The 16,084-nt window shown below is 35.4% G+C and carries 11 protein-coding genes and 2 pseudogenes; 9 read left to right on the top strand and 4 right to left on the bottom strand.

Annotation, left to right across the window (positions count from 1 at the left end; all coding sequences use genetic code 11):
- The first annotated feature begins 391 nt into the window (after positions 1–391).
- Positions 392–1,228 carry a tyrosine-type recombinase/integrase gene (locus AC3WSK_RS09515; protein ID WP_492411857.1) on the top strand — a complete coding sequence of 279 codons (837 nt, stop codon included), beginning with the start codon at positions 392–394 and terminating at the stop codon, positions 1,226–1,228.
- A 586-nt stretch (positions 1,229–1,814) separates the two neighbouring features.
- On the opposite strand, the gene AC3WSK_RS09510 is transcribed toward AC3WSK_RS09515, so the two are convergent.
- On the bottom strand, positions 1,815–2,654 hold the full coding sequence (locus tag AC3WSK_RS09510; protein WP_492411855.1) for a copper amine oxidase N-terminal domain-containing protein: 840 nt from the start codon (positions 2,652–2,654) through the stop codon (positions 1,815–1,817).
- Between the two features lie 534 nt (positions 2,655–3,188).
- Between AC3WSK_RS09510 and AC3WSK_RS09505 the strand changes: the two are divergent.
- The 6 genes and pseudogenes from AC3WSK_RS09505 to AC3WSK_RS09480 all read left to right on the top strand — a co-directional run.
- Positions 3,189–3,296, top strand: a pseudogene (locus AC3WSK_RS09505) (colicin E5-related ribonuclease); the annotation flags it as partial.
- A 44-nt stretch (positions 3,297–3,340) separates the two neighbouring features.
- A complete protein-coding gene (locus AC3WSK_RS09500; RefSeq protein ID WP_079559446.1) occupies positions 3,341–3,847 on the top strand; it encodes a hypothetical protein in 507 nt (168 codons plus the stop codon).
- A 325-nt stretch (positions 3,848–4,172) separates the two neighbouring features.
- Positions 4,173–4,496, top strand: coding sequence for a hypothetical protein (locus AC3WSK_RS09495; protein WP_492411853.1), 324 nt, complete (start codon positions 4,173–4,175; stop codon positions 4,494–4,496).
- Positions 4,497–4,836: 340 nt separating this feature from the next.
- Positions 4,837–5,157 carry a hypothetical protein gene (locus AC3WSK_RS09490; RefSeq protein ID WP_079559448.1) on the top strand — a complete coding sequence of 107 codons (321 nt, stop codon included), beginning with the start codon at positions 4,837–4,839 and terminating at the stop codon, positions 5,155–5,157.
- Positions 5,158–5,312: 155 nt separating this feature from the next.
- Positions 5,313–5,693: an Imm8 family immunity protein gene (locus AC3WSK_RS09485; protein ID WP_492411851.1), complete on the top strand. Its 381-nt coding sequence runs from the start codon at positions 5,313–5,315 to the stop codon at positions 5,691–5,693.
- Between the two features lie 660 nt (positions 5,694–6,353).
- Complete coding sequence (locus tag AC3WSK_RS09480) at positions 6,354–8,240, top strand: stalk domain-containing protein (RefSeq protein WP_492411849.1); 1,887 nt, start codon at positions 6,354–6,356, stop codon at positions 8,238–8,240.
- Positions 8,241–8,351: 111 nt separating this feature from the next.
- Here AC3WSK_RS09480 and AC3WSK_RS09475 read toward each other — a convergent pair.
- Positions 8,352–8,555: pseudogene (locus AC3WSK_RS09475) on the bottom strand (IS3 family transposase); the annotation flags it as partial.
- 294 nt (positions 8,556–8,849) lie between these two features.
- Here AC3WSK_RS09475 and AC3WSK_RS09470 point away from each other — a divergent pair.
- Together AC3WSK_RS09470 and AC3WSK_RS09465 are read left to right on the top strand one after the other, a co-directional pair.
- Positions 8,850–10,730 carry a copper amine oxidase N-terminal domain-containing protein gene (locus AC3WSK_RS09470; protein WP_492411847.1) on the top strand — a complete coding sequence of 627 codons (1,881 nt, stop codon included), beginning with the start codon at positions 8,850–8,852 and terminating at the stop codon, positions 10,728–10,730.
- 72 nt (positions 10,731–10,802) lie between these two features.
- The gene (locus AC3WSK_RS09465; RefSeq protein ID WP_492411845.1) at positions 10,803–13,298 is read left to right on the top strand and encodes an S-layer homology domain-containing protein; all 2,496 of its coding nucleotides are present in this window, start codon (positions 10,803–10,805) and stop codon (positions 13,296–13,298) included.
- 616 nt (positions 13,299–13,914) lie between these two features.
- Here the strand turns inward: AC3WSK_RS09465 and AC3WSK_RS09460 are convergent.
- Both AC3WSK_RS09460 and AC3WSK_RS09455 read right to left on the bottom strand, forming a co-directional pair.
- Positions 13,915–15,168 (bottom strand): HlyD family secretion protein, encoded by a 1,254-nt coding sequence (locus tag AC3WSK_RS09460; protein WP_427481715.1) that lies wholly within the window; start codon positions 15,166–15,168, stop codon positions 13,915–13,917.
- Complete coding sequence (locus AC3WSK_RS09455; protein ID WP_079559455.1) at positions 15,168–15,845, bottom strand: hypothetical protein; 678 nt, start codon at positions 15,843–15,845, stop codon at positions 15,168–15,170. Before AC3WSK_RS09455 ends, AC3WSK_RS09460 begins: the two co-directional genes overlap by 1 nt.
- Positions 15,846–16,084 lie beyond the last annotated feature (239 nt).

The following is a 16,084-nucleotide window of genomic DNA, read 5'->3' as shown; positions in this document are numbered from 1 at the left end:
TCAACTGCAAGTACCTGATCTCTCTGCAACTAATGCTGTGCTGGCAACGGGTTAGCAACAGTGTGGATGACTAGCCGTAGGGACTTATATGTATACATACGAGAAGGTAAAACTAGCATGAGCGATTGAACCCGTCAGTAATAGTTTTAAAAGAAACTTTTATCCCCAAAATTTGATTCTTTCCAAAGTTAACTTCAGAGGCAATCATATAATTTGATTGCCTCTTTTTTGTGGTTTGTTAATACTTTTCTTCTCTTTAATATAAATTCAATAGATACTCAATTTCTAATTTAGTTCTGAAACGCCTTAAACTTTAGAATGATTTCAATGAAATATGGTAATGCTATTTCTAATAATATAGATCATTTTCTATTAGATTGGTGGTGTGATAATGAAAATTATAGATGAATATTGGAAGAGTACTGATATTTGTATCTCATCAAAAACTAAAACGATATTGAATGAGTATCTACTATGTTTAAAGTTAGAAAATAAAGCAGTTGCAACTATAACTAAGTATAAATGGATATTGGAACGCTACCTGCGTGAATGTAAGGTTCCCTTGATGGATTTGACTTCAGAGGATGTTAGAGAATGGATTAATGAATTTTCAATAGATAAAAAACCTAATACAATAGCGCTTGTACTTGCAACACTATCTTCCTTTTTTCAATTTTGTTTTGATGAAGAATATATAGAAAGAATGATAATAAAAAAACGTTGGAGACCTCAATTACCAAAATCTCTTCCTAATTATCTAGATGAGTATGAGTTTTCTCGTATTAAACTTATCTCTGAACAAATACCAATTCGTGATAGAGCTATTATTTTATTTCTTCTTACTTCGGGTTGCCGTGTCTCAGAAATGTCAGCGTTAAATATTGAAGATATTAATATGGATAAGCGTACAGCAGAAGTAATAGGAAAAGGTAATAAAATAAGAACTATTCATTTTTCTATAGAGTGTGCATTAGCATTACAAGATTATTTACAGGTTCGTTCTGGTGATCCAAAGGAGCCATTATTCATGAATAAATTTGGAGGGCGTCTTTTAAATGGTGGAATACGAGGAGTTCTAAAAAAAGTGGGAAAACAAGCGGGTATTAAAAAAGTTTTCCATCCTCATTGCTGTAGACATACATTTGCTACCAACTTGTTAGCAAGAGGTGCAGACCTTCAGTTTATAGCGGATGAAATGGGACATGCCTATTCGATAGTAATTCAATAAGAAATTTATTTCTTTTCAAAGGTAAATCCTGAGGCAATCATATATATATGATTGTCTCTTTTTTTTAACTGTAATTTTTATAACTGTAATTTTATACATCCTTATTTAATTAGTTCTACTTAACTTGATTATTGTTTTTAGAAAATTAAAATACGTATTAGAATTAATAAAATCCTAAAGCTAATTTTGTATCATTTTGAAGAGGATAGGGGCGTAAAATAAAAAATATCCCCTATCAGTCCATGTAAGAACTAATAGAGGAGGCACTAACTAAGAAGTAAAGCCGATACTACAACTTGAATACCGATTAAGCTAAATCATCATCGATCTCCTGAAAATCTTGAAGTTCAAAAATAAAAAGAGCGTAAGGAACTGCCTCACCTTAAGCGATGACTAGGCAAAGATTAGCGATTTTATGGGTACAGTAAATTTTATAAGTAACGATACCATAGCCCAAAAATATCGTGTTTCGCAACCAACGTTGTTAGAGTATTTTACTTGTATTATTGAAACTCAGAAAAAATCAAATCATAAGCCAATTACATTCATTTTAAGAATTTATGGTTTATGTTTATTTTCGCTGGTATTATTTTGAATGATTTTTATTGATTATTTCTTGTACTGTAGTTTTAATATTGCGATCATATTTTATATCTTTAAAAGTACCAGTATATGTCTTTTTATGAGATTCGGTTTTTATATCGAATAGTTCGATAGTATATTCACCAGAAGCTTTACCATTAACTACAGTTCCATCTAATTCCATATAGGCATCGTGCGCAGTAGCAAGTCCTGTACCACCGTTTGATACTCGAACGATATGCTGAGAATAGAAGTCTCGAGTATTATCTAGGTATGAATTAAAGACAAAATCACTTACTAGTTCCTTTGAGGAATTGGGTTGATCGACTTCTTGATAAAAACGGTCTTCCGAAATAACTTCTAAATTTAGAGTTTGTAGATTCACAAAATAGTATCTTTCAGCAACATCATATGTTGTAATAGAAACTGTTTTCGTTTGATTATTCCAATCAACCTTTGCACCAAGCGCTTCACTAATAAAACGAAGAGGTACTAGGGTTCTACCATTAATAATTTGAGGAGCAACGTCTAAAGCAATCTTTTGCCCGTTAACAGTGGCAGTCTTGCTACCAATTACTAAACCAATTTTTTTTGTACCTCGGACAGCTGTAATAGATTTTGTTTTTGCATCCCAATGTACTGTTGATTCTAATTCCTCGAAAATTGTTCGCATTGGTACTAAAGTTCGGCCATTAATAGATACTGCACCTTGGTCAAATCGTATAACATCACCATCAATTTCTACTTTAATAGCAGGTGCAGCCTCTGCAGAAGGGGCAAATGAGAAACTAATTAAACATAAAATAAGTGCTAGAGTAAGTCTAGATGTAATTTTTTTGATCACTTTAAATCTCCTTTAGTCATAATTAAATTGGGTAAATAATAGATTGATTGTCAGCTAATAACGCTGATTTAAACCGACCGACCCTATCCCTTCTATCTTTGTAGGGTGTGAGCTTGTTTGAAAGGGGTGGTTTAATGAAGGACTTTTGATAGTCAGTTTTGAGGTGACTTGAAGCCTAATTTTACTGTTGGTTGTTGGTCGCTCTTATTTGTCTTTGACAAGCGAGTGGGTTCTTTGCCGTTCCTTAACGCCTTGCAATTATTTCTTCTAACTCTTCGTTTATGTATCTAACCTTCCTCTAACGTTTATTGTATTTATTATATAAGTGTTCCTCAAGGATAAGTATTTTCCTGCGTTAGCACGATTTACCTATATAGTGCTGTAAGAAGCGCTTTTACCCTTAATTTTTTGTGCTTTGCGTATAATACTGGTATTAATATCGGATGGTCTATTTGTTTATTCGCTGAGTAGATAGTATTTATATTTATCGCTGATACGATAAATAAACCGTAAAAAACTGTTAAGGCAAAAAACAGATACACAGGTAATTCAGTAACTGTATACTATAAAAATAAAAATCATTATGTAGCAGTAGATAATGGTACTGGGGAAGTAATACAAGTTTCGAATTTAAATGATTAGAATTGGAAGTTTGTCCCTGATTTTTCAAAGTAAAAGGTGATGTTATGATAATAAAAAAAGAAGGTAAGATTAATGAAATAATCTATGAGAATACTACGTATCACAGTGGTAAATATAGTTTTTTTCCAATAATCACTAGCTTGAATAGAATTTTAGAAAAAATAATCGAATCAAAGTCTACGACGGAGTACATTAGAATAACTCCTTTTTACAGAAATGAAAGAGTGGACATGCAGATTGAATTTGAAGAGTATATGTTTTATATAGAATGTAGAGAAAATCTAAAGGAGAAAGAAGTGGAGAATCATCTACTTGATTGTTTAGATACGCATTATAAAACTATTACAATTAAGGAAATTGAAATGGGGAAAATACTCTATCCTTTATGTAAGTATGATGATGCAGAACAGTTTGGTTTTTCTTTAAAAAAATATCGTCAATATTTAGATGAACTTTTACCAGTGTTATTTGAAACTGCAAAAATAAAAATGCAACTAAAAGACGATGATTTAGCTTTTGGGTATTTTTGTTTTGAAGTTCATTCTGGATAGAGTTTGGTAAGTTATGAGTATTGAAGTTTTGATATATCATTTATTGACCTTGATTGCCTTAGTGCCTTTCAAGGTTTTTTCTTTAATCGAAGAAATAAAATATAATAGATCTTCGTAAAGATGCTGCTAAAAAGGTTTCAAATGCTATGAATAAAGGTTTTGTTAATAGTGGAAATGGCTTAAAAAAGGAAAAATGTTTTACCAGTATGAGATAAAAATTACGGTAAATATGATAACGCAAGAGTATATGGAAATATGGTTAAAAAGTCATGTCATATAGTCTTTACTTACTTTGAAAAAAACATTAATTAGGGAGGTTTCTATTATGCTAGACATAGATCAATTTAGAAGTTTAATAGAACAATGGAAGATTGAGAAACAAACTATAGAACAATTTTTGATTCACTTTAATATTTATATGTATGAACAGGAAGAGGAATTCTATTCGTATTTTGAAGAATTTGTGCAAACAGACTTAAATTATTATATTAAAAAAATCTCACTCGAATTGAGAAACTTTCCTGAACTCGATTACAATCACTTGGTTTCATATTTATGTATTGAGTACAAGGGAGAGGTAGTAGGAGAATTTAAGTTATATTTTACTCTAAATGGAGAGGTTGATGATTTTGATTTAATTATGTATTAGTTTACTGATCTCCAGATGAGAAGTTAACATATTTTTGCCCTTGATAAGATATTTATCAAGGGCTTATTTTTAGTTTCGAATAACCCGGTGACCTAGTTGTGAAATAAATGGATACAAAATGGGAGTCATTGGTTTTTAAAAGCAGAAGACAAAATGATGCTAATTCGGGTTATTTTAATGCTCGTGATTAGCCTAGGAATTGTGGTATATGACGCCTATGCAATTAGAGTGAGTACAAGAATTAATGGACAATTTAGGGCTGATGGTATACTGAAAAACGGTGTTATCCCACGGACGAAGATTCATCCACATAAATACTAGAAAAGAGGAAGATGTTTACATGTCATGGACTCATATTGTGTTAGAAGGCTATTGCTCTTTTGAGGAAAATGAAGGAGAAGAGATACCGAAATGTTGCAGTGAGAAACCGGGTATTTTAGGTTACCATTGTTTGCAGGATGCTGTTAGCAAAAATAACATTTGTCCTTATTTTAGTTTTAATTCAGCAAGATCTACATTAGTGTTAACAGATAAAAATGGAAAAGCAATTGAATTTGATAGTTTTTTTGGTGATTTAGATTTGTCAGAAAAAGATTGGTTAGTACAGGAGGAGCGCTGGATTAACAAATGGAGAAAAACAATAAAAAAAGAGAAGGAATAAAATATGATTTGTAGTATAAGGGGCGGTCATAAAGATTATTTTTGAATAGTGAAAGGCAAAAACGTAGATTTGAACTGCTCACTGTCAATAAGCAGCTATAAAAAAGACTAAGCAGAATGTCGAACTTGAATAATTTTTGATTTGGAGTGATTTTTTTGATAGTTCCTGTTTTGAAAAGAATTCTATTACGTGGTGAGCCTGAGATAGTAGATGATTTCGTACTCCCTGCAAGTGCAGATATAGGGACTGCTGATTCAGAGGGAGTTGAATATTTTTATTTTAGGATTATGACACCTAAAAGATTACTTTCAATTTTAGAAGAAGATAAGTTACTAGATGGCAGAGCAACTTTTTTGGTAAATGAACTTGATTTGACGTTGATAGAAAAAGAAATAAATTTAATTTTGGAAGATTGTATACGGCCAACTTGGGATGAGGTAGCTAAGGCTATTAATCGTCACCTGAATTGGGAATATGATAACATCCAATACGAAACGCTTGATGAGGCTATGGGAAGACTAAAAAAAGATACTTGATTTTAGAAGACCTTGGGGACGGCAATCCTCAAGGTCTTACTTTTACCCTCAAGTTGATTGTAGTGGAGACTGGGCGACTCCTCGGGGATCAGCAATAGGGGAACGAAGGCTAAAATCATCACATCCTGTGATAACGCCTTCGTGACCAACATCGTGCTGCTGCCGCTACGTTGCACTCACGCTTTCGCGCAAAAGACATCTGTTGGCCCGAGACCCTGCAGCGTAGCGGATGTTTTCTGTGCGAAAGCGTAGTGCTAACGTAGCGGTAGCACCAAAAGCGGCTCATCGGACGCCCCAGGAAGCTTTGCTCTGTGCGAAAGCGAAGCGGCAGCTACAAAGCGCCCAGTCGGAAAGAAAATCAACCACACGTTATGCTGAAGTGCTAAATTTCTTGAAAGCCAGTTTCTATGATTCCCCTTAATGATTCGTTCTTTTAGGTGAAAACTATAAGTAGAATGAACACACTTAAGAGATGAATAGAAGAAGTTCCTAGGGGCTTGGAAGACCCGTAAATCACCATGGAGCTTTTGCAGGAATGTTGCCTTAGGCTAACAGTACCTATTTCTACTTTTTTCAATAAGAATGCCACATTTTGGGCTTTTTTCGTGTTAATATGGTAAATAGTAGTTAGTAAATTTTTGTAGAAAAAAGGAGATAGGGATGTTAAACAAATTAAAGGCTTTATGTATGGTGGCAGCTCTTGTTTTTGCTTTCGTATTGTCTGGACAAACCTCTGCGTCAGCTGCTACTGACAAAGGAATTCAGATACGAAATAATGTTACGATTAATATCGATGGAGAAACGATTCAAATTAATGATCCCATTTTAGATAAAGCGGATCACCTTCTTTTACCTATGAGAGCCTTATATGAGGCGATTGGTGCAAGTGTTGACTGGAACAAGGAAACACTTACTGCATCAGCTAATCGAAATGGCAAAGTTATTAATTTAACAATTGATTCTATGACAGCCTTAGTAGATGGACAAGAGGTAGAGATGGATGTTGCGCCAATCATCTATAAAGATAGAATATATATGCCATTACGCTTTGTTACTGAAAACTTAGATGGAAATGTCAGCTGGGACCCTACTACGCAAACTGTTGATATTTTATTAGATGGTTCTTCAGAGAAACCTCAAGAAGATCCATATATCTTACATGTAAATAATAAGCGTATTGTAATGGATGATCCAATTATTACGAAAGAATCTAGAACCTATATTCCAGCGGATTATTTATCCGATTATTTAGATGATTCGGCTGGTAATTGGCTGCCAGATAAATCATTTGAATTACAAATTGCTGCGACAAGCTTTGTCTTCAAGGACGGTAGTAATAACATTTTGATCAACAATGAATCTGTAACAATAGAAGAAAAGCCATTTATTCAAAAAGGTAAAATGTACGTTCCTATTACTTTTGTTGTCAATACATTGGGAGGAAACCTACGTTATATTAGCGAAAAAAGAGAAATGTATATTTATGTTTATCGCTATATGTATACAAGTGAGTTCCTAGAAAAATCTTTTGGTACTACATCATATCCTCAACCTGTTCCTTCTGCTCGTTATGAAGGAGATCGTGATTTGATGGTCAGTGATAATCCAGAAAATTTAACACACAGTCTATTACCTAAATCAAATTCTACGCTTGCACAATATCAAGTTAAATCCACTTCAGCTACAAATAAGCATCGAGTATTTGGCTGGCATTTAAATAAGCTTGGAGCGGCAGTAAAGATTGGTATTACAATTGAAAATACTTCAAGCTCTGAAAGTATTAAGGTCAGCAGTTCTAAAGGGATTACGCAAATGACTGGGAATGACTGGTTTGGTCATGATATTGGTTTAACGCTTGCAGATGCAACGTTAAATGGAAAGCTTAAAAAATCTGATAGTACAGGTATTGTGATTGCACCAGGAGAAACAAAGCTGATTGAAACATACGAGTTGTTCGATAATTATGTCATTGGATTTTTACAGGACATCGATATTCAAGCTGTTAATGGTGGAAGTACGGACTATATGATTCGAACAGTATTAACGAAGAGTAATAGTGATTTAACAAAGATCAAAACGGACGCGGTGGCAATTGATGAATATGCGATGCATCCACGAGGTGCTTGGCCAAGTGCTACTATTCAAGCAGATCTTCCAGCATATACAGTAGATACACAAGAGGTAGGTTATAACGTTTCAAATGGACGAACAGATCATTTGCAAACGGCAGAAAATTCACTGTCACAAATCAATGGTGCAGTGGGGAATCCTGGTCACTTCGGTATGAACTATAAGGTAATGATTCCACTTATAAATGATTCAGGAAAAACAAAAACGATCAGGGTTAAGTTAACTGGTCGAGGTGGCTTATACAGTGGTGCAGTGAAGTTCAACGGCAAAGTTTACTTAGTGCCTTCGTTGCGAACAAGCTCAGAATATGTTGAGTTTGAATACAAGATGAAGCGTCCATCAGATCAGCTTGAATTAGAACTTATTCATGCAGGCGGAGCAAATCTTCCAGTAGCCATTTATGTAGAAACAAAATAATATAGTCCCTGGCACGAATGTTTTTCACAACATAACTTCGTGCCATACTTTTTAATTCGAAATGAAGAATATAAGAAAACTAGTACCAACTGCTGTAATATAAAAAGTCTATTCTAACATCTCCGAAACAAGCGAATATATTGGACGAGAACAATCGTGACGTAATGATTTCACCAATAAAGCATTTCCTCCAAATAATTTAAACTCCGTAATGTTCGTATTCCATTTTTCGTTTGGAGCATTTGCTTTAAATGGGCGATCTAAATGATTCGGTGCGATTTTATCAACTGTTCTTTTGCATGATTTATATTTTTTCGAACAAGGCATTTTAAAGTAATAAGTGTCAGTTTCTAAGACGAGTGATTGTTAATTTTATGTTTCTTTCCCTATATATAGCTATACCTGTAAGGAAAGAATTAATGGACATTCAAGAGATTGAAAGAAGAAGTTCATAGGTGTTGGAAAAACCTAAGATTTCCATGCATCTTTTGCATGAATAGGGTTTAGGTTCCAGTACCCAATTCGACTTTTTTCGATTTAAGTACCACTTTTTGGACTTTTTTCATGTTAAGATACCCTATAGATTAATTATGGAAAAAGGAGTTTGAGATGTTTAATAAATTTAAGACAACATGTATGATTACCGCAGTTGCTTTGGCTACGATATTACCTGGACAAGCCTCTGCATCAACAGCAGCTAGTGACAAGATTCATATTAAGAATAATGTTTCTATTAATATCAATGGTGATAAGCTCAAAATGAATGATCCGGTTTTAAATAAATCCGATTATATCTTTTTACCTATGAGAGCTTTGTATGAGGCGGTTGGTGCGAGTGTGGACTGGAAGAAAGAAACACTTACTGCGTCAGCTATTCGAGATGGCAAGTCGGTTAATTTAACAGTAAATTCAAAGACTGCCTTAGTGGATGGACAAAAGGTGCCAATGGTTGTTGCACCATTTATGTATAAGGATCGCACTTACATGCCATTGCGTTTCGTTAGTGAAAATTTTGGTGGTAACGTGAACTGGAATCCTACTACACAAACTGTTGATATTTCCTTAACAGATGAGACTCAAGGAGACCCATATATTTTACATATTAATAACGAACGTATTGTAATGCAGGATCCAATTATCGTAAAGCAATCGAGAACCTATATTCCGGCTAATTATATATATGATAACTTAGAAGATTCTTCTGGCACATTGTTACCAGATAAATCGTTTGAATTGCAAATTGCGGGAACGAGCTTTCTTTTCAAGGAAAATAGTAACCAAGTTCTAGTAAATGATGAAGTTGTGACAATGGAAGAAAAACCATTTATGCAAAATGGAAAAATGTATGTTCCTGTTAGTTTTATTGTCAACACATTAGGCGGGAATTTACGTTATATCGAAAATAAAAGAGAATTGTACATTTATGTCTATCAATATATGTATACAAGCTCCTTCCTTGAAAAATCTTATGGTGCTACAGCAAGGCCTATAAATGTTCCTTCTGCTCGTTTAGAAGGAGATCGTGATTTATTGATAAGTGATAATCCAGAAACGTTAACGAGCAAGCTGATTCCTAACTCTAATGCTACACTTTCCCAATATCAAGTGAAAGCAACAGCTGCAACAAATAAACATCGAGTATTTGGCTGGCATTACAATACGTTAGGGGCAGATGTACAAATCGGTATTACAGTTCAAAATACTTCTAGCACTGAAAGCATCCAAGTAATCGACTCTAAAGGGACTAGCCAACAAACGGGAAATAGCTGGGTCGGCCATGATATTGGATTAACTATTGCTGATGCAACGTTTAATAATAAATTTAAAAAATCTAGCAGTAAAGGGATTGTCATCGCACCAGGAGAAACAAAGGTAATCGAATCATATGGTTTGCACCGCGATTATATCATTGGATTTTTACATGAGCTAGATATTCAAGCTGTCAATGGTGGAACTCCAGAGTATACGATTCGCACAGTATTAACGAAGAATAATAGTAATTTAACAAGCATTTTATCAGATCCTGTTCCGATTGATGTATCTGCGATGCACCCACGAGGTGCCTGGACGAGCTCTACTATTCAAGCAGATCTTCCTGCTTATACAGTAGATTCACCAGAAGTAGGTTACAGCATTTCAAATGATCGAACAGACAATTTGCTAACAGCACAAAATTCACTTTCACAAATCAATGGTGCAATAGGGAATCCAGGTCATTTCGGAATGAACTATAAGGTGTCGATTCCACTTGTGAATCCAACTGGACAGACAAGAACGATCAAGCTTAAATTAGCTGGTCGAGGTGGCATCTATAGTGGTGCAGTAAAGGTCAATGGCAAAGTGTATCTAGTGCCTACATTGAGAGTAGGTACAGAATATGTTGAATTGCCAGATTACAAGATGAAGGGTTCATCTGAAACGATTGAGTTAGAATTCATGCATGCCGGTGGAGTAAATCTTCCAGTAGCTATTTATGTAGAAACAAAATAAATGAAGTCCCTGGCACGAATGAGTTTCACAACATGACTTCGTGCCATACTTTTTGATTCGGAGTTGAGAAAATTGGCAAAAAAACTAGTAACAATTGTTGTAGCATGTTTCGTTTTAATGCTAGCAGTAAATCCAAGCTATGCAAATGCAGCAGTTTTTGATAATAAAGTAAAAGAAGAGAAGAAAGAAATATCGCCACAAGTAATGCATATACAGCAAACTTTTAATTCTAATTCTGTTCGTGAGTTTGTCAATGTTTTAGATGTTAATTTAAATAATACATATACTAAACTTGAAATCGGTGTTCCGAAACCGATTAACTCACTTCTAACAACGACGAATATGGCAAAGCAAAACACATATGATGGACATCGCGTTGTTGGTGCTGTCAATGCTTCTTATTTTTTAGGAAATGGTATGCCAGCCAACTTGTTAGCTGAAAAAAATGAAATTATTAACTATGGTATTTTGGGAGATACATATGATAGTCCAACACAAAAGCCTGTTGCTTTTGGTCTATCAAAAACAGGGAAGGCAATCGCAGACTATTATTCTACGAATCTATCTTTTCAAGTAAATGGTAAAAGTTATCCGATTGATCTGATCAATACAGAAAGAAAGACAGATAAAATAGTATTATATACACCTGATAAACGTACAACAGGTACAAATAATTGGGGTATCGAAATTGTTGTCTCAAATGCTAGTCAAGATATGAAAATATTACATTTCGGAGATCGCCTCTCAGGGACGGTTTCAAAGGTAACGGCGTATGGTGCAGAAGGGAATTCAACAGTTCCATCTGATGGCTTTGTTATTTCGGTGCAAAATAAAGAGTTAGCAGCCGAATTAAGTAGCCAAATAGCTGCGGGGACAAACATTGATGTGAATCTATCTATTGATGAGAAATGGATGGATGCTCAATTTATTTTAGCTGCAGGACCTATGTTGGTTAAAAATGGCAAAGTGGAAATTTCTATGCCAACGAACTCTGGATTTGCTTCAACGCGCAGTCCTCGTACTGCGGTGGCGGTAGATGCAACTGGTACAAAAGTGTCTCTTGTAACAGTAGATGGTAGATTAAGTGGTCATAGTAATGGCACTAATTTAACAGATTTAGCTTCTTATTTAATTTCACAGGGTGCTTCTTCAGCCATTAACCTTGATGGAGGCGGCTCTACAGCGATGGTTGCTCGAAATCCGGGTGGCTATTATGCGAACCTTGTGAATAAACCTTCAGAAGGCAGCGAGCGACGTGTGTCAGCCATTTTACAGGTTGTCAATACAGCGCCACCAGGGAAAGCAAAATCTATTACGTTAAACAATGTGAACCAAGTTATGAAAGGTTCATCCGTTGACATGAAAGTAGCTAGTGCTTACGATCAATACTTAAATCCTATGACAATCAACCCGTCTAAGATGAACTGGACGGTTGAAGGCAATATCGGTAAGATGGACGGTGCAACCTTCACAGCTACGCAAAAAGGGGAAGGCAAAATTATCGGTGAGTATGACGGTGTGCGAACATCGACAACTGTGAAAGTGGTTGATTTAGCAGAAAAACCTATTTTACTAGATAGCTTCGATAATGCTTCATCATGGACAGTGGAAGTTGCGAAAGCAAATGCATCAGTAACAAATTCTAAAGACTATGCTAGACAGGGAACGGCTAGCTTAAAGTTAAATTATGATTTTACAACAGCAGGATCTGATACGAAAGCAGCCTATATGGTAGCTAAATCACCGATTCCTCTTAATGGAAAGCCAAATAACATAGGCGTTTGGGTATTTGGCGATGGTGGAAAGCAATGGCTTCGTGGAGTACTTGTAGATGGTTCAGGAGCAAAACAGACAATTGATTTCACTAGCCAAGGCGGTATGGACTGGAATGGTTGGAAGTATGTCACTGCGAAAATCCCAAATGATGTGACACTACCATTGAAGTTCGAACGATTATACGTTGCACAGCCTACAGCCTCTCTTCAAAAGAAAGGTCAACTGTATTTCGATCAATTACAAGCTGTGTATCAAGACAATCATGAGGAATTAGTCTACACAGATGTAGCGAAAGGTTATTGGGCTTTCTCAGAAATCCAAAGCTTGTATAATAAATCTCTTATTAAAGGATACGAGAATGGAACATTTAAACCAGAAGCGTCCATTACACGTGCAGAGGCAGCTACTATTATTGCAAGGGCTCTTAATTTAACAACATCGAAAGAGTCGAACTTTAAAGATGTTAGCAAGGACCATTATGCATACAGCTCCATTGCTGCAGTAGAGCAAGCTGGGATTATTAAAGGGCAAGAAGTAGGGAAGTTCAACCCGAACGGAAAGCTTTCACGTGCTGAAATGTCGGCAATTTTAACAAGAGCTTTTAAATTAACAGGCTCAGGTAAAGTAAACTTTACAGATGTTAAATCGACGCATTGGGCGTATAGCGATATCCAAGCGCTTGTAGCAAATAACTTAACAAGCGGCTTCCCAGATAATACATTCAGACCAAACTCACAAATTACGCGTGCAGAATTCTCAAGCTTCTTGAATAGATCCTTATCATTAAAATAATAAAAGCACAAATGACAAACCCCTGTAGGATTGAAAACTACAGGGGTTTGTGTTCTAGTATTTTGAGGGCTGACGTTTTGCTTCTGTACATATAACATTCATTGCAGAGCTACCAATTTATCACTATAAATTTACGCGGATGGAAGAAGATGAGCACTAAGTGAGGATTCACGCACAGTTTCGTGTGTGAATCTTTTTTTGCTCTTTGGCAGGTGGATGTCGATAAAAATTAAAAGTTGGGTGATAAAACGTGAAAGTTAGTCGATAAAATTCAAAAATTGGGCGATAAAACGTAAAAGTGTTTCGATAAAACTCAAAAGTTTGATGACATTTTGTTAAAACGTATGTCATGTGAAGTAGTTGATTGGAGTGGAGGCTGGGCGCCCCCAGGAAGCTTTGCTCTGTGCGAAAGCGAAGCGTCAGCAACAAAGCGCCCAGCCGGAACGGAAATCAACCCCTCGCTTTGCAGAAAAGTCATACTATATTTAATAAAATCACTTAATCTTTTTTACTTCACCAATGAAAAAATCCGCGTAGATTTCTGTGAGGAGAGCAAACCGTTGCTGCTCTTTTCATGCTCACAGAAATTGAAGCGGATTTTTTCATAGTATGTTATTTAGAAAACAATATATTTAACATAGTGTTTCCAATCTAATTTCTTGAAATGTTTCCATTGAATTTTCTCGACAGGCATTGTACGGAAAGCATAGGCTGTAAGATTACGTTGTTTATCGGATAGCATAGGTGTTCCTTCATCTAAACTGTCAGTAAAAATAGCTGACTGTGCAGTTTTAAAGTTAACATGAATATCCTTCATGTCGATTTTTCCATCCGGTCCAACAATGTATATTTTTTTACCTTTCTTTTTAGTAGCATGCACCCACGATTTATCTATTTTATAAGAATCAGATGCTTCGTTGACAATAATAGAGGCTTTGCCAGTAGTCGAAAATGGAATGTCCTCCATTGCTTCATCTTGTTGCAACACTACTTCATAATTCGTTGGTTGAGGTAAATCTGTTGTTTTTGCAAGTTCATTCCCCCAGATAGAAGAATCATCTGTTGCAATCGTTTGTTTTTCTAGTACAGTACCAGATAAGGAATCTTTCATATGTTTTACTTTAAAATCAACGGTTTGGCCTTCCGATACTTTTTGCCATTCATCTTCTGATAAATAGGCAAGCATCGTTTTTTCAGTAGAATAGATTTCAAATGTAACTGTCCCAGATTCTTCTTTAACGGCTGCAATAACACCGTCCACTGGGCTAACGACACCTTCGCGAGCCTGTATTTGTTCAATTTGTGCATCCATTAGCGCAATTTGACGATCTGTTTCGGCAATATGTCGATTCAAAAGGGCTATTGCTGTCGATGGTGAACTTTGCTGTCCTAGCTCCAATTGTAGTGTGACAGATAATGTGCCGTTTATTTGGTCCGTATTGACGGAGCTTTTCGGATCAGCATCATCATAATCATTCTCGATTTGAGAAAGCGCATCTTCTAAATCACTTCGTTCAGTTTCATAGGCTGCACGTTCTGCCTCAAGCTTTGTTAACTCATTATCAATTTCTTCTGTTTTAAAGGAAGCTAGTACATCATTAGGAGATACTTTTTGGCCACGCTTTACATTCACTGCGGATAAGCTTGTCGCATCGGCTGTAAGTGTGTATGTTTCAGCTGGTGCAACAATCGTTTCCTTTTTGACACGCTCTGTATTTGTACCTTTATAAGCTTTTTGAAATTCATCGATAAAGTAGGATCGTGTAATTTTGCTATCGTCTTTAAAGACAAAATAAGCATTTACGCCGACTAATAGCATTGTCAATACGATGGTCAAGCTTGTCCAAGGCTTTGATTTGATAAATGCCATTATCCTAACCCCCTAATAATCCATTCTTTAATTGGTAATACACTAATCAGACCAACAAATAAGGCCATGAATAATTGTATGCCGATAATTTTTACGACTAATATTTTTCTGCTCGCCTCTTCCTCCCATTTAGAAAGGAATGTGTACTGTACAACAATTGTTAGCATAGTCGCCACTGTCAATTGATTAAGTGAGAATAAGACATAATCCGTACTCATCATCTGCAATGCAAGAGGCGCTAATGAAAAGAATGAAAAGAGTGTTGTATAGCCGGTTAAGTAGAATACAACAAACAAGATAGTTTTTTCGATTAATAAAAATGTGACAACATATAATTGGACTTTTTTAATCCATGTATAGGGAATGTCCGTTAATAGATGTAAAAGGTAGGTAACACCGTAATAATGGAAGCAAAAATAGACAATAGCCCATAAAATGGCACCAAGCATCGAAAGGTAACGAGCCACGTAGTATTCATTATGTAAATCCATTGCGAACAATGTCGTTAAAGTTTCAGTACCCATCCCCCAATATTCACGAGCAGTAAATAACAGAATGAATAAGATGAAAACCGTTAACGAACGTCTTTTGTATCCAATAATCTCACCTTCTTCTACAATTTTAGTAAAGTAGGTTGGATTTTTTAAGCTATGCCAAAATTTATAACGGTAAAACATATACAGTTTCCTCTCTTCCAAAATAGTAAATATCAAAGTTGTAGTATACACCTTGTTAAACGATATTGACATATAAAAACAGCTGTTTTTTTCAATAATTTCGTCAAAAAAACACTATGAAAAACTACATGTCGAATGATGGGAAAACATCATATAAAACTATTGTATAGTATAATAGAAAAAACTTCCTGTATTTCTATCAAGTTATTATAAAAAATTACTTTTGATACGCTTAATAG

It is taken from the genome of Lysinibacillus sp. EB271-A1-10B, assembly GCF_058791335.1.
This window is presented reverse-complemented; position numbering and strand designations above follow the sequence as displayed.